The 19,321-nt window shown below is 65.8% G+C and carries 17 protein-coding genes; 11 read left to right on the top strand and 6 right to left on the bottom strand.

Annotated features, from left to right (window positions below; genetic code table 11):
- Positions 1 to 26: 26 nt before the first annotated feature.
- Positions 27 to 692: a TetR/AcrR family transcriptional regulator gene (locus tag CC207_RS09650; RefSeq protein WP_028689142.1), complete on the bottom strand. Its 666-nt coding sequence runs from the start codon at positions 690 to 692 to the stop codon at positions 27 to 29.
- 143 nt (positions 693 to 835) lie between these two features.
- Here CC207_RS09650 and CC207_RS09645 point away from each other — a divergent pair, with 143 nt between their 5' ends.
- From CC207_RS09645 to ggt, 6 genes are all read left to right on the top strand, one after another.
- A complete protein-coding gene (locus tag CC207_RS09645) occupies positions 836 to 2,266 on the top strand; it encodes a coniferyl aldehyde dehydrogenase (RefSeq protein WP_062362805.1) in 1,431 nt (476 codons plus the stop codon).
- Between the two features lie 12 nt (positions 2,267 to 2,278).
- The gene (locus CC207_RS09640; protein ID WP_028689144.1) at positions 2,279 to 2,764 is read left to right on the top strand and encodes a hypothetical protein; all 486 of its coding nucleotides are present in this window, start codon (positions 2,279 to 2,281) and stop codon (positions 2,762 to 2,764) included.
- 23 nt (positions 2,765 to 2,787) lie between these two features.
- Complete coding sequence (locus CC207_RS09635) at positions 2,788 to 4,386, top strand: GMC family oxidoreductase (RefSeq protein WP_069016523.1); 1,599 nt, start codon at positions 2,788 to 2,790, stop codon at positions 4,384 to 4,386.
- Positions 4,387 to 4,497: 111 nt separating this feature from the next.
- The gene (gene coaD, locus CC207_RS09630; protein WP_028689146.1) at positions 4,498 to 4,977 is read left to right on the top strand and encodes a pantetheine-phosphate adenylyltransferase; all 480 of its coding nucleotides are present in this window, start codon (positions 4,498 to 4,500) and stop codon (positions 4,975 to 4,977) included.
- Positions 4,978 to 5,086: 109 nt separating this feature from the next.
- Positions 5,087 to 5,338, top strand: coding sequence for a YfhL family 4Fe-4S dicluster ferredoxin (locus tag CC207_RS09625; protein ID WP_011531711.1), 252 nt, complete (start codon positions 5,087 to 5,089; stop codon positions 5,336 to 5,338).
- Positions 5,338 to 7,020 (top strand): gamma-glutamyltransferase, encoded by a 1,683-nt coding sequence (ggt, locus tag CC207_RS09620; RefSeq protein WP_088852009.1) that lies wholly within the window; start codon positions 5,338 to 5,340, stop codon positions 7,018 to 7,020. Before CC207_RS09625 ends, ggt begins: the two co-directional genes overlap by 1 nt.
- Positions 7,021 to 7,080: 60 nt before the next feature.
- Here ggt and mutM read toward each other — a convergent pair whose 3' ends face one another.
- Together mutM and CC207_RS09610 are read right to left on the bottom strand one after the other, a co-directional pair.
- Positions 7,081 to 7,893 (bottom strand): bifunctional DNA-formamidopyrimidine glycosylase/DNA-(apurinic or apyrimidinic site) lyase, encoded by an 813-nt coding sequence (gene mutM, locus CC207_RS09615; protein ID WP_028689148.1) that lies wholly within the window; start codon positions 7,891 to 7,893, stop codon positions 7,081 to 7,083.
- 3 nt (positions 7,894 to 7,896) lie between these two features.
- The gene (locus CC207_RS09610; protein ID WP_172402408.1) at positions 7,897 to 8,715 is read right to left on the bottom strand and encodes an HDOD domain-containing protein; all 819 of its coding nucleotides are present in this window, start codon (positions 8,713 to 8,715) and stop codon (positions 7,897 to 7,899) included.
- 231 nt (positions 8,716 to 8,946) lie between these two features.
- Here CC207_RS09610 and CC207_RS09605 point away from each other — a divergent pair, with 231 nt between their 5' ends.
- Positions 8,947 to 10,143 (top strand): class I SAM-dependent rRNA methyltransferase, encoded by a 1,197-nt coding sequence (locus CC207_RS09605; protein WP_062362795.1) that lies wholly within the window; start codon positions 8,947 to 8,949, stop codon positions 10,141 to 10,143.
- Between the two features lie 70 nt (positions 10,144 to 10,213).
- On the opposite strand, the gene CC207_RS09600 is transcribed toward CC207_RS09605, so the two are convergent.
- A complete protein-coding gene (locus tag CC207_RS09600; protein ID WP_028689151.1) occupies positions 10,214 to 11,890 on the bottom strand; it encodes a DUF4153 domain-containing protein in 1,677 nt (558 codons plus the stop codon).
- Between the two features lie 317 nt (positions 11,891 to 12,207).
- Here CC207_RS09600 and ilvD point away from each other — a divergent pair, with 317 nt between their 5' ends.
- The gene (gene ilvD / locus CC207_RS09595) at positions 12,208 to 14,049 is read left to right on the top strand and encodes a dihydroxy-acid dehydratase (protein ID WP_028689152.1); all 1,842 of its coding nucleotides are present in this window, start codon (positions 12,208 to 12,210) and stop codon (positions 14,047 to 14,049) included.
- Positions 14,050 to 14,125: 76 nt separating this feature from the next.
- On the opposite strand, the gene CC207_RS09590 is transcribed toward ilvD, so the two are convergent.
- Positions 14,126 to 15,181 carry a haloacid dehalogenase-like hydrolase gene (locus CC207_RS09590; RefSeq protein WP_197866524.1) on the bottom strand — a complete coding sequence of 352 codons (1,056 nt, stop codon included), beginning with the start codon at positions 15,179 to 15,181 and terminating at the stop codon, positions 14,126 to 14,128.
- A gap of 247 nt (positions 15,182 to 15,428) precedes the next feature.
- Here CC207_RS09590 and CC207_RS09585 point away from each other — a divergent pair, with 247 nt between their 5' ends.
- On the top strand, positions 15,429 to 16,820 hold the full coding sequence (locus CC207_RS09585; RefSeq protein WP_028689154.1) for an L-cystine transporter: 1,392 nt from the start codon (positions 15,429 to 15,431) through the stop codon (positions 16,818 to 16,820).
- A 34-nt stretch (positions 16,821 to 16,854) separates the two neighbouring features.
- Here the strand turns inward: CC207_RS09585 and CC207_RS09580 are convergent, their stop codons facing one another.
- Positions 16,855 to 17,373 carry a dihydrofolate reductase gene (locus CC207_RS09580; protein ID WP_028689155.1) on the bottom strand — a complete coding sequence of 173 codons (519 nt, stop codon included), beginning with the start codon at positions 17,371 to 17,373 and terminating at the stop codon, positions 16,855 to 16,857.
- Between the two features lie 54 nt (positions 17,374 to 17,427).
- On the opposite strand from CC207_RS09580, the gene CC207_RS09575 reads away from it, so the two are divergent.
- Together CC207_RS09575 and CC207_RS27500 are read left to right on the top strand one after the other, a co-directional pair.
- A complete protein-coding gene (locus CC207_RS09575) occupies positions 17,428 to 18,819 on the top strand; it encodes a DUF2868 domain-containing protein (protein ID WP_088852008.1) in 1,392 nt (463 codons plus the stop codon).
- A partial coding sequence (locus CC207_RS27500) for a GTPase domain-containing protein (protein ID WP_256582059.1) occupies positions 18,812 to 19,321 on the top strand: 510 nt, incomplete at its 3' end. The genes CC207_RS09575 and CC207_RS27500, both read left to right, overlap by 8 nt.

The raw sequence follows: 19,321 nt of genomic DNA, 5'->3' as shown, positions 1-19,321 counted from the left end.
CTGATGAATGGCTCGAAGACCCCGGGTCACTGCTCCAGGGCCTGGTTGAACGGAACGTGGAACTCATCGCACAACGCCTGCACCGCGGCACGCGAGTCTGGAGTGACATACCCCAGTTCCAGCACCACCACCTGATAGACGCCGCGCATGAACGCTTCTTCACCCAGGTGCGCGCAATGCTCGCGGGTGGTGCTGAGAAAACGCACCCAGGAGGTCAGCACGATCCATGCGTTGATAGTCAGCGACTCGATCTGCGGGCCGTCCATGCTCAGGATGCCGGCCTCGACGAAGCCCCGGTAGATCGCCTGCCCCTGCAGCAGGCAGCGCCGCGAAAAGCGCCGATAACGGGCCGCCAGCTCCGGGTCGCTGTCGAGCAGGTGCTCCAGGTCGCGGTGCAGGAAACGGTAGTTCCACATCGCCGCCAGCAACGCCTTGAGGTAGAAGCGCTTGTCCTCGACGGTGGCAATGCGGCCCTGGGGCGGGCGCAGGAAACTGTCGACCAGCTCTTCGTACTGGTTGAACAGCACGGCGATGATCGCCTGCTTGTTGGGGAAGTGGTAGTACAGGTTGCCGGGCGAGATCTCCATGTGCGCGGCAATGTGGTTGGTGCTGACGCAACGCTCGCCCTGCTGGTTGAACAGCTCCAGGCTGCTCTGCACGATGCGCTCTCGGGTCTTCATGCGCGGGGCCATGCTCAGCTCCAGTCTCCAGCTTGATTGATCGAGCCCATCTTACGGCTTCCCGCAGGTCGGGTGCACCGCCGGCCAGGTGAAAATAGTGCACCATCGTACCAATTAGAGTATATACTCTATTCACTTACCACCCCGGAGCCGCCATGACCTCGCCTGCCGTTCTCCCTCCTGTGCAATCCGACCTCGACCTGCAAGCGACGTTCGACGTCCTGCGTCGGGCCTTCGCCGCTAACCCGATGCCCGCCGCCGCGCAGCGTCGGCAGTGGCTGAAAAGCCTGCGCGAGGCGCTGCTGGCCGAGCAGGAGACGCTGATTGCGACCATCGACGCCGACTTCAGCGGCCGCAGCCGCGACGAGACCCTGATCGCCGAGCTGATGCCGTCGGTGCTCGGCCTGCGCGATGCGGAAAAACAGCTGGGGCGCTGGATGCGCGCCTCGCGGCGCAAGGTCGGCCTGGCCTTCCAGCCCGCCAGCGCGCGGGTGGAGTACCAGCCACTGGGAGTGGTGGGGATCATCGTGCCGTGGAACTACCCGCTGTTCCTCGCCATCGGCCCGTTGACCGGCGCCCTGGCCGCCGGCAACCGGGTGATGCTCAAACTCAGCGAATCCACGCCCGCCAGCGGACAGGCCATCAAGGACCTGCTCGAACGGGTGTTCCCCAATGACCTGGTCAGTGTAGTACTGGGCGAGGTGGAAGTCGGCCAGGCCTTTGCCCGCCTGCCGTTCGACCACCTGCTGTTCACCGGGGCCACCAGCGTCGGCCGTCATGTGATGCTGGCCGCCGCGCAGAACCTCACCCCAGTGACCCTTGAGCTGGGCGGCAAGTCACCGGCCATCGTCTCAACCGATGTGTCGTTGGACACCGCCGCCGAACGCATCGCCTTCGGCAAGACCCTCAATGCCGGCCAGACCTGCGTCGCCCCCGACTACGTGCTGGTGCCCCGCGAGCGCCTGGACGCCTTCGCCGAGGCTTACCGGCGCGCCGTGCACCGCTTCTATCCGCGCCTGACTGATAACCCCGACTACAGTGCGATCATCAACGAGCGCCAGCTCGCTCGCCTCAACCGCCTGCTCGACGATGCCCGCGAGCAAGGCGCCCAAGTGATCGATCTCTACCCCGACGAGCCCCGCCAAGGCCGCCATCTGCCGCCACACCTGTTGTTGCAGGTGAACGACGGCATGCAGGTAATGCAGGACGAGATCTTCGGCCCGTTGCTGCCCCTGGTGCCCTACGACCGTCTGGATGACGCCCTGGCCTACATCAACCAGCGTCCCCGACCCCTGGCGCTCTACTATTTCGGCTACGACAAGGGCGAACAGGCACGGGTACTGCGCGACACCCACTCCGGTGGCGTCTGCCTCAACGACACCCTGCTGCACGTGGCCCAGGACGACCTGCCGTTCGGCGGCGTCGGCCCGTCCGGCATGGGCCACTACCATGGCCACGACGGTTTCCTGACCTTCAGCAAGGCCAAGGCCGTGCTGGCCAAGCAGCGCATCAATGCCGCCAAGACGATCTACCCGCCCTATGGCAAGGCCTTGCAGCGCCTGGTCTACAAGCTGTTCATCCGCTGAGCGCCGGCGCACATGCATCGTCGCGACCTGCTCAGGTTCAGCTTCGGCGCCAGCCTGTTTCTGGGTGCCACCAGCCTGGTCGGCTGTGCGCCACAGGCGGCCTCGCCCGGTTATCAGGTCCTGCGCGATGACGACCTGCCTCTGCTGCAGGCCCTGGTACCCGTCGTGCTGGCGGGTACCCAGGCTTCCACCGAATGGGTGCTGCAAAGCCTCGACCACAAGCTGGCGGCGCTGTCGCCCGCCATGCTCAAGCTGACCCGGCAACTGTTCGACGTGCTCACCCTGCCCCTGACCCGAGGACCGCTGACCGGTATCTGGGGCGGCTGGGCCAGCGCCACGGATAGCGAGCTGGAGCGCTTTCTCGAACGCTGGCGGGACAGTTCGCTGAACCTGCTGCGCCAGGGCCATGCCTCGCTTCTGCAACTGCTGCTCATGGCCTGGTATGAGCGCCCCGAGGCCTGGGCGGCTTGCGGCTACCCAGGGCCGCCGAAGATCTGACCCACCGACAAGAGCATCGCCAAATGCCCGTGCCCGACCCGTTTCGCCAAGGCCTCGCTCGAGGCTGGATCACCCACGATGGCTCGCGCCTTGAGCAGGACCTGAGCCTGGAAGCCGACGTCGCCGTGATCGGCAGTGGCGCGGGCGGCGCCACAACCGCCGAACGGCTGAGCGCGGCCGGCCTGAAGGTACTGCTGATCGAGGAGGGCCCGCTGAAGACCAGCAGCGACTTCCACCTGCTGGAGCACGAAGCCTATGCCGATCTCTACCAGGAGGGCCTGGGCCGCCTGAGCAAGGACGGCGCCATTACCATCCTGCAGGGTCGGGCGGTGGGCGGCACCACCCTGGTCAATTGGACCTCGAGTTTTCGCACGCCGCCGCAGACCCTGGAGCACTGGGCCCGTGAACATGGGGTCAAGGGCCTGGACAGCGACAGCCTGAAACCCTGGTTCGAACGCATGGAGCAGCACCTGGGCATCAGCCCCTGGATGATGCCGCCCAATGCCAACAACGATGTGCTGCGTCGCGGCTGCGAGGCGCTCGGCCTGCGCTGGGCGGTGATACCGCGCAACGTGCGCGGTTGCTGGAACCTGGGTTACTGCGGCATGGGCTGCCCGGTCAACGCCAAGCAGTCGATGCTGGTCACCAGTATTCCGGCCACTCTCGAGCAAGGCGGCGAATTGCTCTACCTGGCCCGCGCCGAGCGCTTCAGCCACGATGGCCAACGCATCGACCACCTGCAATGCCAGGCCCTGGACGCCCAGGGGATCCAGCCCACGGGGCGCCAGGTGCGGGTGCGCGCCCGGCATTACGTACTGGCCGGGGGCGGCATCAACAGCCCAGCGCTGCTGCTGCGCTCCGAAGCGCCCGACCCCCACCAGCGCCTGGGCAAACGCACCTTCCTGCACCTGGTCAACTTCAGCGCCGCGCAGTTCGAGGCGAAGATCGACCCGTACTACGGCGCGCCGCAGTCGATCTACAGCGACCAGTTCCAATGGCAGGACGGCGTCGCCGGCCCGGTCGGCTACAAGCTCGAAGTCCCGCCGCTGCACCCGGCCCTGGCTAGCACCCTGCTCGGTGGCCATGGCCAGGACAATGCCCTGCGCATGGCCGAGCTGCCCCATACCCACGTGATGCTGGCGCTGCTGCGCGATGGTTTCCACCCGGACAGCCCCGGCGGCCAGGTGGAGTTGCGTGGCGATGGCTCGCCGGTGCTCGACTACCCGGTCACCGACTACCTTCACGACGGGCTGCGCCGGGCCTGGCACAGCATGGCACAGATCCAGTTCGCCGCCGGTGCCCGCCGGGTGCTGCCGGTGCATGGCGATGCCCGGTATGTCGATAACCCGGAGCAGGCCAAGGCGTTGATCGACAGCCTGCCCCTGGAACTGTTTCGCATGCGCCTGGGCAGCGCCCACGTCATGGGCGGCTGCGCCCTGGGCGAGGATCCGCGCCAGGCGGTGTGCGACAGCCTGGGCCGGCATCACCAGCTGGAAAACCTGTCGGTCCACGACGGTTCGCTGTTCCCCACCAGCATCGGCGCCAACCCGCAGCTTTCGGTCTACGCCTTGACCGCCCTGCTTAGCGAAGCGCTGGCTGGCCGCCTGGCACCCAGCGCATGACAGCCAATAGCCATGCTGTCTATAGTGCCATCGACCGGCCACGCGACTTGGCCGGGCGCAGTCGCTGCGCTACCATCCGACTCCCCAACGCACTCCAGCCAGGATGACGCGATGAACCGAGTGTTGTACCCGGGTACTTTCGACCCCATTACCAAAGGCCATGGCGACTTGGTCGAGCGCGCCTCGCGCCTGTTCGACCATGTGATCATCGCCGTGGCGGCCAGCCCCAAGAAAAACCCCCTGTTCCCCTTGGAGCAACGGGTAGCGCTGGCCCGCGAGGTCACCAAGCACCTGCCCAATGTCGAAGTCATCGGCTTTTCCTCGCTGCTGGCGCATTTCGCCAAGGAGCAGAACGCCAACGTGTTCCTGCGCGGCCTGCGCGCGGTATCCGACTTCGAGTACGAGTTCCAACTGGCCAACATGAACCGCCAGCTGGCGCCGGACGTCGAGAGCCTGTTCCTTACGCCCTCCGAGCGCTATTCGTTCATTTCTTCGACATTGGTTCGGGAAATCGCCGCGTTGGGCGGTGATATCAGCAAGTTCGTCCACCCTGCCGTTGCCGACGCGCTGACCGAGCGCTTTCGCAAGTAAGCCGCGCGGTCACGATGTCGCGCCCGCGTGCACTGCGGGCGCGAATCCGGCACAATTGTGCCCATCGCTTTGAACCATGCCCGGGCCCAACGCCCCGGCCGGAGTCCCCATGTCCCTGATCATCACCGACGATTGCATCAACTGCGACGTCTGCGAACCCGAGTGCCCGAACGCCGCCATCTCGCAAGGCGAAGAGATCTACGTGATCGACCCGAACCTGTGCACCCAGTGTGTCGGCCACTATGACGAGCCCCAGTGCCAGCAAGTCTGTCCGGTGGACTGCATCCCCCTCGATGAAGCCCACCCGGAAACCGAAGACGAACTGATGGCCAAGTACCGCCGGATCACCGGCAAGGCCTGATGCCGTTCGTCGCCGCGCTTCGCCACGCAGCCCTCGGCGCCCTCCTGGCGCTGCTGGCCCATGGCGCCCTGGCCGCCGGGCCAGGCCAGGCGGCGATCGCCAGCCCGCACGGTGAAGCCACCGCGGCGGCAAGGCAGATCCTGCAGCAGGGCGGCAATGCCTTCGATGCCGCCGTGGCCATCGGCGCCACGCTGGCCGTTGTCGAACCCTACGGCTCCGGCCTTGGCGGCGGCGGGTTCTTCCTGCTGCGCGAGAGCGCTGACAGCCCACGCTATGCCTTCCTCGACGCCCGCGAGCGCGCCCCGGCCGCCGCCCGGGCCGACATGTACCTGAAGAATGGCAAGGTCCAACCAGGATTGTCGATCAACGGCCCATTGGCCGCTGCCATCCCTGGCTTGCCCCAGGCACTGGCCGACCTGGCCGCGACCCACGGCAAGCTGCCGCTCAAGGACAGCCTGGCCCCGGCCATCCGCCTGGCCAACCAGGGCTTTGCCGTCGACCGCATTTACCGCGACCGCGCGACCATGCGTCTGAGCGCCCTGCGCGACAATGCCGAAAGCGCCCGGTTGTTCCTCGCCGGCAACGACGTACCGGCACTCGGCACGGTGATTCGCCAACCGGAACTGGCCGCGACCCTGCAGGCCATGGCCGAGCACGGCCGCGACGGCTTCTACCGTGGCCCGACGGCCCACCGCCTGGTCGACGGCGTACGTCAGGCCGGCGGTGTCTGGACCCTCGATGACCTCGCCGGCTACCAAACCGCCTGGCGCGAGCCGCTGCGCTATCCACTGGCCGACCAGCGCGAGCTGATCAGCAGTCCACCGCCCTCGGCCGGTGGCGTGGCCCTGGCCCAGAGCCTGGCCATGCTCCAGCGCCTGCCCTGGCAGAGCGCCGAACCGGTGCAGCGCAGCCATTATGTTATCGAAGTGCTGCGCCGCGCCTACCGCGACCGTGGCCTGCTGGGCGACCCGGACTACGTGGCCAACCCCATCAACCGCCTGCTGGCGCGCCAGTACCTGACCGGCCTGGCCGACAGCATCGACATGCGCCAGGCCACCCCCAGCAGCGCCCTGCCCCCTTCACCGGCCTGGCGCGAAGGCGACCACACCACCCACTTCACGGTGATCGACGCCGACGGCAATGCCGTGTCCGCCACGCTGTCGGTCAACCTGCCATTCGGCGCGGCGTTCAGCGTGCCCGGCACCGGCGTGGTGCTGAACAACGAGATGGACGACTTCGCCGCCGACCCCACCGGCAGCAACAGCTATGGGTTGGCCGGCAGCCAGGCCAACGCGGTGGCGGCGGGCAAGCGGCCCTTGTCGAGCATGAGCCCGACCTTCATCGAAAGCCCCAGCCAGTTCGCCAGCTTCGGCACGCCGGGCGGCAGCCGGATTCCGAGCATGGTGTTGCTGTCGGTGATGGGGTTCCTCGAAGGACGGCCGGTGGCCGAGTGGCCGGCGACGCCGCGCTATCACCATCAGTACCTGCCGGATGTGGTGGAGCATGAGCCGGGAACGTTCAGTTCTGGGCAGATGGCCCAGCTCGAGGAGCGTGGATATCGGCTGAAGGATGTCGGGCGCCAATACGGGAATCAGCAGGTGCTGTACTGGGACAAGGCTGGCGGGACCGTGGAGGCGGCCAGTGACCCCAGGGGTGTAGGGCAGGCGGCGATAGTCGACTGATCCGGCCCTGTCGCGGGGCAAGCCCGCTCCCACGAGAGCGAGCCAACAAGGCCTGCGGCATCAACGCTGGCATTTCGGGCAGAACACGCTCGCCCGCTGCCCCAGCTTCACTTCACGCAACTCGGTGCCACACACCTTGCACGGCTGACCACCGCGTCCATAGACGAACAGTTCCTGCTGGAAGTACCCCGGCTGCCCATCGCCTCCGATGAAGTCGCGCAAGGTGGTCCCGCCCTGCTCGATGGCCGCCGCCAGCACCCGCTTGATCTCGATAGCCAGCTTCAGGTAGCGCGCCCGGGAGATCCCGCCTGCCTCGCGGCGCGGGTCGATCCCGGCGGCGAACAGTGCTTCGGTGGCGTAGATGTTGCCCACGCCCACCACCACGGCGTTGTCCATGATGAACGGCTTGACCGCCATCGAGCGCCCCCGGGACAGCTGGAATAGCCGCTCGCCGTCGAACAGGTCGGTCAGCGGCTCCGGCCCCAGGCGAATCAGCAGTTCATGGTTGAGCGGATCGACGCTCCAGAGCATGGCCCCGAAACGGCGCGGGTCGGTATAGCGCAGCATCAGCCCTGACTCGAGCTCAATATCCACATGCTCGTGCTTGGCCGCCGGCAAGCCCAGTTCGACCAGGCGCAGGTTGCCCGACATACCCAGGTGGCTGATCAAGGTGCCGACCTCAGCGTTGATCAGCAGGTACTTGGCGCGGCGCTCGACGCTGACGATACGCTGCCCCGACAGGCGCACGTCGAGGTCTTCCGGGATCGGCCAGCGCAGGCGCCGGTCGCGCACCACCACGCGGCTGACCCGCTGCCCTTCCAGGTGGGGCGCGATGCCGCGCCGCGTCGTCTCGACCTCTGGCAGTTCCGGCATGACTCAGTGCCCGCCCATTTCGCGGATGTTCTGCTTGAGCTGCTCGAAGTCGTATTCGGTCAGGCCGATGTAATCCAGCACCAGCGGGCCAACCATGTTCCACTCGTGATCGACGCTCTGGTTGCCCAGCACGCGGTAGGAGGCGCAAATGTGCTCGGACATCTTCAGCACCGCCAGCAAGTTCTTCAGCTGGGTCTGGGTATTGCGCGAGGATTCGTCGCGGAACACCGCCAGGGCGTTGTGGTGGTTGGCGATGGCGGCGCTGATGTGCTCCGGCAGGCGCCAGGACTTGGCGGTGAAATAGCCGACCACCGAGTGGTTGGTGTTGAACACGCGGTTCTCGGTGTCCACCACACGGACCTCGTCATTGGTCTTGGCGTAGGACTCCTCCAGCACTTCCATGTAGTTGGGGAAACGCTTGTGCATCAACGGCACGCCGCAGTCGTGGAACAGGCCCAGGGTGTAGGCCTCGTCCACCGCCTGGATGCCGGTGCGCTTGGCCAGGGTCAGGCAGGTCATGGCCACGTCCTGGGCGGTGTCCCAGAACGGGTTGAGGGTGACGATGGTCTCGTCGGTCATTTCACCCCTGATCGACTGGGCGTTGATCAGGTTGATGATCGAACGGCTGCCCAGCAGGTTCACGGCGCGCTGGATCGAACCGATCTTGTTCGCCAGGCCGAACTGCGCCGAGTTGACCAGTTTCAGCAAGGCGCCGGAAAGGCCCGGGTCCTGGCTGATCAGCTTGGCGATGGTCTCAAGGTCCGGGTCGGGCATGTACTGCTCGAACTGCAGGTCGACCATGATCTGCGGCTGCGGCGGGATGGTGATGCCCTGCAGGGCTTGCTGGATCTGTTCGGCGGTAAGTTCCTGGGACATTCGTGCATTCTCGCTGGGGACGGGGGATTCTAACCCTGTACGCCGGCAGGGTAACTATCAGTGGATCGTTGGATCCCAAAATTTCTTTAGCCATGGGCGCGGACCACTTGGTCGACCCCATCAGCGAACCTGAGGCCAACACGGTATACTCCCGCTCTTTTTTCCCGGAGCGACGTCATGTCCCTGCCCAGCCTTCGCCTCAAAGCCAATGCCGACCGCCGCCTGCGCGCCGGCCACCTGTGGGTTTACAGCAATGAAGTCGACGTCGCCGCGACCCCGCTGCAGGGCCTGAAGGCCGGCCAGCAGGCCATCCTCGAGGCCGCCAACGGCAAGCCCCTGGGCGTAGTGGCGATGAGCCCGAACAACCTGATCTGCGCCCGTCTGCTGTCGCGCGACATCAAGCTGCCGCTGGACAAGTCGCTGCTGGTGCACCGCCTGAACGTCGCCCTGTCGCTGCGCGAGCGCCTGTTCGACAAGCCGTGCTACCGCCTGGTCTACGGCGATTCCGACCTGCTGCCGGGCCTGGTGGTCGACCGCTTCTTCGACATCCTCGTGGTACAGCTGGCCTCGGCTACCATGGAAGCGCACAAAGACGACGTCATCGCCGCCCTGGTCCAGGTGCTGAAGCCGAGCGGCATCCTGTTCAAGAACGACTCCGCCGCCCGTGACGCCGAAGGCCTCGGCCGCTATGTCGAGACCGTCTACGGCGAAGTGCCAGACTGGGTCGCGCTGGAAGAGAACGGCGTGAAGTTCGAGGCTCCGGTACGCGAAGGCCAGAAGACCGGCTGGTTCTACGACCACCGCATGAACCGCGCCCGCCTGGCCCCCTATGTCAAGGGCAAGCGTGTGCTCGACCTGTTCAGCTATATCGGTGGCTGGGGCGTGCAGGCCGGTGCGTTCGGCGCCAGCGAAGTCTTCTGCGTGGATGCTTCCGGCTTTGCCCTCGATGGCGTTGAGCGAAACGCCGCGCTGAACGGCATCAGCGAAAAACTGACCTGCATCGAAGGTGACGTATTCGAGGCCCTGCGCGAGCTGAAGGCCGCCGAAGAGCGTTTCGACGTGATCATTGCCGACCCGCCCGCCTTCATCAAGCGCAAGAAGGACCTGAAGAACGGCGAGGCCGCCTACCGCCGCCTCAACGAACAGGCCATGCGCATGCTCACCAAGGACGGCATCCTGGTCAGCGCCTCGTGCTCGATGCACCTGCCCGAGGACGACCTGAACAACATCCTGCTGACCAGCGCCCGCCACCTGGACCGCAACCTGCAAATGCTCGAGCGCGGCGGCCAGGGCCCGGACCACCCGGTGCACCCGGCGATTGCCGAGACCCGCTACATCAAGAGCATCACCTGCAGGTTGCTGCCCAACAGCTAAGTGGTGCTTGTTCCGGGGCCGCTCTGCGGCCCCAGCTCCCTCAAACGCTCACCCCCATGCGCGCCAACCGCTACCGCCTGAAGTCCGGCACCAGTTCCTGGCCATCGATGCTGAGCGTCTTGTAACGCGGCGCCACCAGTTTCACCGCGCCCTCGCGAATGCCTTTGGCCAGGCCCTCGAGGTTTTCCATGCTGCCGCTCAGGCTGCCCACTTCACGCCACTCGCGCTCCTCCCAGGTGAACACGAACACACTCGATGCATAGGTGTGCCGGGGGATCATCAACACTTCATTGTGCCCATCACCATCCAGATCGACCGCCCACAAGTAGCATCCCTTGCCACCGCACTGGCTTTGAGCAAGCGTCGAATCGGCCAGTGACTCGCTGGTGGACTGCACCGGCCCCAGCCACTCGAACGTCGGACCCTGCGTTTCGACCACTTCCGGCCGACGCACCTGCGCCATCATCCCCAGCAATTGCTCGCGGCGGCCCGCATCGAACAGCTCATCCGTTTCCAGCCGCTTCTCCAGTTGCTCGAAGGCGGCACGCCCAGGCTGACCGAGGTCGCGGTACAAGGTCCCGGCATCGAACTCGGTAATCGGCGTGCGCCCACCGAGCAGGCGCTCGACCTGACTCTTCGCACTCAACACCTGCGGGTCGAGCAACGGTGTATAGAACAGCACTATCAGCACCGCGCTGAGCAGAGCGATCCACGGATTGCTCACGCGCAGACTGTTCAGCCATCCCTGGCGCGAAGCCACCACCGCCCAGACCGCCGCCAAGCCATGTACCAGCATCACGCCCACCAGCAACACCGCCATGATCCTTGAGGGTGTCAAACCGTACTGATCGATGCGTAGCCAACTTGCGTAGGCCGCCAGGCCCACCAGCACCGGCAGGCACACCAGGCTGGCCTCCACCAGGCGCTTGAGCGGCGCAGGGTAGACGCTGGGTTGTCGGCCGTCCTGGAACACCCCGTTGACCAGGAACAGGTTGATGCCTGCCAGTACCAGCAGGAGGCTGGTCGAGTAACCGGTGTCCCACACAGGCTGCAGGCCGGAAAGCGGCAACGTCAGGGTGAACAGCACGGCGATCAGCGCGCTGAGCGGCAACAGGAAGCGGCACAGCGTCAACAGGATGCCGCGCAGCAGGCCGATGATCTTTTCGTTCTCCCGCCCCATGCGCATCCCCAGGGAGAACACCACCGGCAGTACCAGCCAGAGAAACACCGCAGACTCCACCACATCCGTGACCTGCGGTATGCCGAGCATGCCGAACAGCAGCGCGCACAACCACAGCAACTGCCAGAACAGGCCAGTCAGCATTTGCGCCAGGAACAGGATGAACACGTTGTTCCAGGCATGCCGGAACAGGTCCTCATAGCGCGGCGCCACCCCTTCGCGGGTCGGCCAGGCAAGAATGAACGCGGTGCCTATGTAGCCCAGCACGACGGCGGCCAGGAACCAGGTCTGCTGCAGCCAGCCCATACGCTCGCTACCCAGGACCCCGGCACTGATCCCGCTGATCAGCAGGGTCAGGCCCAACACCAGCCAGCCGGTGCCACGCTGGCGCACCGCGCTGCCGAGCAGTTGCAGGTTCACGCCGGCCACGACCACCGCGGCGCACAGGGCTACCGACAGGTTGAAGCCAAGCAGCTCGCCTTGCCCCTTCACGGTGGTGAGCAGCACCAGGCCCTGGATCAGGCCGATGACGACGTAGAACAATAAGGAGCGACTTGGCGCTGGCATTGCAAATCCTTTTGGCCAGTGGAACAGGAAGCGCGCAAGTCTACCCAAACCCGCCCGGACCACGCCAAGGCCTTTACCTTGCGGGCTGGGGACAGCCAATTGTCACAACGCCATTCCCTAGCGGGCGTGGCGGTGTAGAATCGAGCCATTCATCGCCAGACATCCCCGGCGGGTTTATGAGCTCTGGTCGAGCCTGCGGCGATCCCGCGAGGTCTTCGGCCCCCATCCTTGCCAGCGGCAACCGGCCTTCGGCGTTTCAGGACAAGAGAAGCTCACTCCCTATTTACGTGACGTGATTTAGCCGCCAGGAGCGCTCCATGCCTGATTATCGTTCCAAGACTTCCACCCAAGGCCGCAACATGGCCGGTGCCCGTGCCCTGTGGCGCGCCACCGGGATGAAGGACGAAGACTTCAAGAAACCGATCATCGCCATCGCCAACTCGTTCACCCAGTTCGTCCCGGGTCATGTGCACCTGAAGGACCTGGGCCAACTGGTCGCCCGCGAGATCGAACGCGCCGGTGGCGTGGCGAAAGAGTTCAACACCATCGCCGTGGACGACGGCATCGCCATGGGCCATGACGGCATGCTCTACTCGCTGCCCAGCCGCGAGATCATCGCCGACGCGGTCGAGTACATGGTCAACGCCCACTGCGCCGACGCCATCGTCTGCATCTCCAACTGCGACAAGATCACCCCCGGCATGCTGATGGCCGCCCTGCGCCTGAACATCCCGGTGATCTTCGTCTCCGGCGGTCCGATGGAAGCCGGCAAGACCAAGCTGGCCAGCCACGGCCTGGACCTGGTCGACGCCATGGTGATCGCCGCCGACTCCACCGCCAGCGACGAGAAAGTCGCCGAGTACGAGCGTAGCGCCTGCCCGACCTGTGGTTCATGCTCCGGCATGTTCACCGCCAACTCGATGAACTGCCTGACCGAGGCCCTGGGTCTGGCCTTGCCGGGCAACGGTTCGACCCTGGCCACCCACTCGGACCGCGAGCAGCTGTTCCTCACCGCCGGCCGCACCATCGTCGAGCTGTGCAAACGCTACTACGGCGAGAACGATGCGTCGGTACTGCCGCGCAGCATCGCCAACTTCAAGGCGTTCGAGAACGCCATGATGCTCGACATCGCCATGGGCGGCTCGACCAACACCATCCTGCACCTGCTGGCCGCAGCGCAGGAGGCCGAGGTGGACTTCGACCTGCGCGACATCGATCGTCTGTCGCGCAAGGTACCGCAGCTGTGCAAGGTGGCGCCGAACATCCAGAAGTACCACATGGAAGACGTGCACCGCGCCGGCGGCATTTTCAGCATCCTCGGCTCGCTGGCCCGTGGCGGCCTGCTGCACACCGACCTGCCGACCGTGCACAGCCCAAGCATGGAAGAGGCCATCGCCAAGTGGGACATTACCCAGACCGATGACGAAGCCGTGCACACCTTCTTCAAGGCAGGCCCGGCCGGTATCCCGACGCAAACCGCGTTCAGCCAGTCGACCCGCTGGGAAACCCTGGACGACGACCGCGAAAACGGCTGCATTCGCAGCATCGAGCACGCCTACTCGCAAGAGGGCGGCCTGGCCGTGCTGTATGGCAACATCGCCCTGGACGGCTGTGTGGTGAAGACCGCCGGTGTCGATGAGTCGATCCACGTGTTCGAAGGCACCGCGAAGATCTTCGAGAGCCAGGACAGCGCGGTACGCGGCATCCTCGCCGACGAAGTGAAGGCTGGCGACATCGTCATCATCCGCTACGAAGGCCCGAAAGGCGGCCCGGGCATGCAGGAGATGCTCTACCCGACCTCGTACCTGAAGTCCAAGGGCCTGGGCAAGGCGTGCGCGCTGCTCACCGATGGCCGCTTCTCCGGCGGGACCTCGGGCCTGTCCATCGGCCACGCCTCGCCGGAAGCGGCAGCGGGCGGCGCCATCGGCCTGGTGCGTGATGGCGACAAGGTGCTGATCGACATCCCGAACCGTTCGATCAACCTGCTGGTCAGCGATGAAGAACTGGCCGAGCGTCGTATCGAGCAGGACAAGAAAGGCTGGAAGCCGGCCGAAGTGCGCCCACGCAAGGTGACCACCGCACTGAAGGCCTACGCCCTGCTGGCGACCAGCGCCGACAAGGGCGCTGTGCGCAACAAGGCGATGCTCGACGGGCTGTGAGGCTCTGAAGGTAAAAAAACCGGCGCCCTGAGCGCCGGTTTTTTATTCCGCCGAGCCCCTGCGGGAGCGGCGTCGGCTACTGGATCTGCTCCGGCGTCACGATCACCCAGTTCTTGTCCGCCGTCACCGGCAGCCCTTCCCTGGCCTGGGCCGCCGCGTTCTTGGCGATCATGCCGTTCAACTGATCCATGTACTTGGCCTTGCGGTTTATCCACAGGTGGATACCGCCCTTGCCCACATCCACACCGTGGAACTGCATGTAGCCATCGCTGGTTGGGGTGTCGCCGCCCACCAGCACCGGTTTCTTCCACTCATCGATGTAGGTGAGGATGGCCGCTTGCTTGCCGGCCATCCAGGTGGCCGGGGTCCACAGGTAAGGCGTCAGCTCCAGGCCTTCATTGGCCTTGGGATCGTAGTGCCCGGCGGTAATTTGCTTGCGCGCCGTGGTCAGCTGGCCACTGGCGCGGTCCTTGAGCAGCAGGCTTACGCCGATCACGTTCTGCGGTTTGACGTTGTAGCCGTACTTGGGATCGGAGGCGACCATGCGCACCAGCTCTTCGGAGGCCGCGGAAATGACATAAACCTCGATGCCGTTCTCCATCAGCTTGTTGTACAGCTCGGCCTGGCCGGTGAATACCTTGGGCGGCTGCACCTCGATGGTCTTGACCTGATCCCCCTCGAAATAGGTACTGGGGATCGGCTTGCCCGAGGCCATCAGCTCATCGACCTGCTGCTTCAGCTCCTTGAGGGTGAAGCCCGAGAACACTTGGGCTACCCAGGGGTAGCAGACCATGTCGTCGAGCTCGCACAGGCGATAGTAGTAGCTGAACAGGCTCTCCTTGTGCTCGGCGGTGTCCTTGAACGGGATCAGCTTGAGCGAGGGGTCGAGCTTGTCGCGGGTCAGCAGGCCCTTGTTTTCCATGAACGGCAACAGCGCTTCCTCAAGGTCGAAGCGGTAGCTGGTGTTGTCCATGTCGAACACCGCGTAGTTACCCTTGTTGGCGTTGGCGGCAATCATCGCGTCGAGCTTCTGCGCGGCCTCGGCCGGCCAGTGCTTGAGCTCGGTGGCTGCCCAGCTGCTGGCGCTCAGCAACAGGGCCAGGCTGCCGGCAAGGATTCTCGGAGCAGACATCATGTGCGGTTCTCCCTAAGACGTGGCCGCTCAACCCTAGTCCCGAACTGTGACAAACAGCCACGCGTGAGCGACCCCGAGACAACTGCAAACGTCATGTTCATTGCCAAAAGCGACCAGCCGTTATTCCATAAGCGACTATGCAAATTACCTTTAGGTATAAATTCGTTTGTTTTCAGGCTGTTAGCATTTCCGTTCGTAATCGCTCACAGAGGCGATGCCTCTTCCGCCTTTTCCTGGAGCTTCAATGAACCTGCCGCTGTCACTTAACCTGCTGGCGTTCCTGGCCCTGCTGCTGGGCCTGGCGCAAACCCGCCGCACCGACTGGAGCCTGGCCAAGAAAGTGCTGTTGGGCCTGGTGCTGGGCGTGGTGTTCGGCCTGGTCCTGCACACGATCTACGGCGCCGGCCACCCGGTGCTCAAGGCCACCCTCGGTTGGCTCGACCTGGTCGGCAACGGCTATGTCGGCTTGCTGCAAATGATCGTCATGCCGCTGATCTTCGCCTCCATCCTCAGCGCCGTCGCGCGCTTGCACAACGCCTCGAGCCTGGGCCGGATCAGCGTGCTGAGCATCGGCACCCTGCTGCTGACCACCGCCATCGCGGCGCTGATCGGCATTGCCCTGACCAACCTGTTCGGCCTGACCGCCGAGGGGCTGGTGGCCGGCGCCCAGGAAAGCGCCCGCCTGCAGGCCATCCACAACGACTACGCGGGCAAGGTCGCCGACCTCAACATCCCGCAACTGCTGCTCTCTTTCATCCCGACCAACCCGGTGGGCGACCTGGCCCGGGCCAAGCCAACCTCGATCATCAGCGTGGTGATCTTCGCCGTGTTCCTGGGCCTGGCCGCGCTGCAGCTGATCAAGGACGACAAGGACAAGGGCGAGCGCGCCCTGTCTGCCATCGACGTGCTGCAGGCCTGGGTGATGCGCCTGGTACGCCTGGTGATGAAACTCACCCCCTATGGCGTGCTGGCCTTGATGACCAAGGTGGTGGCCAGCTCCAACCTCGAGGACATCCTCAAGCTGGGCAGCTTCGTGGTGGTGTCATACATCGGCCTGGGCCTGATGTTCGTGGTCCATGGGGTGATCCTGGCGCTGACCGGCGTCAGTCCGCTGCGCTTCCTGCGCAAGGTGTGGCCGGTGCTGACCTTCGCCTTCACCAGCCGCTCCAGCGCCGCCAGCATTCCGCTGAACATCGAGGCGCAGACGCAGCGCCTGGGCGTGCCACAGTCGATCGCCAGTTTCAGCGCCTCGTTCGGTGCGACCATCGGCCAGAACGGCTGCGCTGGGCTCTACCCTGCCATGCTCGCAGTGATGGTGGCTCCGGCGGTGGGCATCGACACCTTTGACCCGCTGTGGATCGCCACCCTGGTGGCCATCGTCACCCTGAGCTCGGCCGGTGTGGCCGGCGTGGGTGGCGGCGCAACCTTCGCCGCGCTGATCGTGCTGCCGGCCATGGGCTTGCCGGTGGAACTGGTAGCCTTGCTGATCTCGGTGGAGCCGCTGATCGACATGGGGCGTACGGCGTTGAACGTGAATGGTTCGATGACCGCGGGGGTGGTTACCAGCCAGTTGCTCAAGCAGACTGATCAGCAGGTGCTGAGCGGGGATGAGCATGCTGAGTTGAGTCATTCCTGATAGATCGCTGGGGCTGCTGCGCAGCCCCAGGTTTTCAGACCTTGTCCCAGACTTCGAAGTGATAAACCGGCCCGTGTCCTTCGGCAGGTTGCGGCTCACTCGCGCTCAGTTGCCACTGTCCGCGATCGAACTCTGGGAACCAGGCATCACCCTTGGGAGACAGCTCCACTCGGGTCAGGTACATCCGGCTCACCAGCCCTTTGTCCAGCGCCTGCCCATACAGCTGCGCGCCACCGATCAGCATCAGCTCGCCGACGCCCTGCTCCCGCGCCCACTGCTCGGCGCGCACCAGTGCCTCTTCCAGCGAAGCGAACACCTCGGCCCCAGCCAGTTGCAGGCCCGGCTGACGGCTGACGACGATATTCAACCGCCCCGGCAGTGGCCGCCCCAGTGAATCCCAGGTCTTGCGCCCCATGATGATCGGCTTGCCCAGGGTGGTGGCCTTGAAGTACTTGAAATCCCCCGGCAGGTGCCAGGGCATGGAGTTGTCGATGCCGATCACACGGTTCTCGGCGAGCGCCGCGATCAGGCTGAGGGGGAGTGATGTGTTCATGCCGGCGAGGATAGCACCGGGCACGTGGGTTATGCTTGCGCACTGACCTGTGCAATGGAAGAGCTTGTGACGGCACCGACTCCACTCGACAAGCGCTGGCTAACCGAAGCGATACGCCTGCGCGAGGAACACGCCGGTCCCCTGGAGGACCAGGAAGCCAACCGTCGCGCCCGCCAGCAAGGCGGCGACCTCGCTACGCGCATCGAGGCCCGCGCCTTGTGGCTGGCCGAGCGCGACAGCATGGACACGGCACTGCGCCACTGGAAGCAGGGCGCGCGCCTGGCACTGCTGGCGCTGATGCTCCTGGCCGTGCTCAGCGGCGCCGGCCTGGGGCTGGCGGCCCTGGGCGACGGCCAGCGGCCGGTGAATGTGTTCTGGGCCCTGGGCAGCCTGCTCGGGCTCAACCTTCTGCTACTGCTCGGCTGGGCCGTGGGCTTCTTTTTTGCCGGCGAGCAGGGCGCGACGCTCGGCCGCCTCTGGCTGTGGCTGAGCGAGCGCCTGGCCCGCGACGCCAAGGCCGCGCAGCTGGCCCCGGCGTTGCTGGTGCTGCTGCAGCGCCAGCGCCTGAACCGCTGGTTGCTCGGCCTGCTGGTGCATGGCCTGTGGCTGCTGGCGATGCTCGCCGCGCTGGGCATGCTCCTGGCCCTGCTGGCGACCCGGCGCTACGGGTTCGTCTGGGAAACCACGCTGCTCGCCGCGCAACCTTTCATCACCCTGACCCAGGCCCTTGGCGCCCTGCCCTCGCTGCTCGGCTTCGCCGTGCCGGACGAAACCATGATCCGCGCCAGCGGCGCCACCCTGCCCGCGCTCGACCTGGCGCGCCAGGCCTGGGCCAGCTGGCTGCTCGGCGTGGTGCTGGTCTACGGCCTGCTGCCGCGCCTGGCGCTGGCCGCATTGTGCCTGTGGCGCTGGCGCCAGGGTCGCGAGCGCCTGACGCTGGACCTCGACCTGCCCGGCTACGCCCAGCTGCGCGAAGCGCTGATGCCGCGCAGCGAACGCATTGGCGTGCAGGACCCTGCCCCCGACACCCTGCCGCGCTTCGAAGCCGGCCAGCTGGAGAGCGGCAGCAGCGGCGCCTTGCTGGTCGGCCTGGAGCTGGACGACCAGCGCCCCTGGCCACCCGCCCTGCCCAAGTCGATCACCCACGCCGGCGTGCTCGACAGCCGGGAGTCGCGCAACAAGCTGCTCGAACAACTGAGCCGCTTCCCCCCGGCACGCCTGGCCATCGCCTGCGACCCACGCCGCTCGCCGGACCGCGGCAGCCTGGCGTTGCTCGCCGAGCTGGCGCGCAATGCCGGCGCCACCCGTATCTGGCTGCTGCAGGCACAACCGGGCCAGGTCCTGGACGCGGCACGCCTGGGCGATTGGCACGAGGCCCTCGACCGGCTGGGCCTGGCCCACGCCGACACTTCGCCCGTGACCTGGCTGGAGCATGGCCATGACTGAGCCGCTGAAACTGGCCGTGGTCGGCCACACCAACGTCGGCAAGACCTCGCTGCTGCGCACCCTGACCCGCGACGTCGGTTTCGGCGAGGTCTCCCACCGCCCCAGCACCACCCGCCATGTGGAAGGCGCGCGCCTGTCGGTGGACGGCGAGCCGCTGCTGGAGCTGTACGACACCCCAGGCCTGGAAGACGCCATCGCCCTGCTCGACTACCTGGAGCGCCTCGAACGTCCGGGCGAACGCCTGGACGGCCCCGCCCGCCTGGAGCGTTTCCTCCAGGGCAGCGAGGCGCGCCAGCGCTTCGAACAGGAAGCCAAGGTGCTGCGCCAGCTGCTGGCGAGCAACGCCGGCCTCTATGTGATCGACGCCCGCGAACCGGTGCTGGCCAAGTACCGCGACGAACTGGAAGTACTGGCCGGTTGTGGCAAGCCGCTGCTGCCGGTGCTCAACTTCGTCGCCAGCAGCCAGCACCGCGAGCCGGAATGGCGTGAGGCCCTGGCGCGC

Source organism: Pseudomonas sp. DrBHI1 (genome assembly GCF_002205115.1).
In the GTDB taxonomy this organism is placed as follows: domain Bacteria; phylum Pseudomonadota; class Gammaproteobacteria; order Pseudomonadales; family Pseudomonadaceae; genus Aquipseudomonas; species Aquipseudomonas mosselii.
The sequence above is the reverse complement of the archived record's forward strand: the minus strand, read 5'-3'. Positions and strand labels throughout refer to the sequence as shown.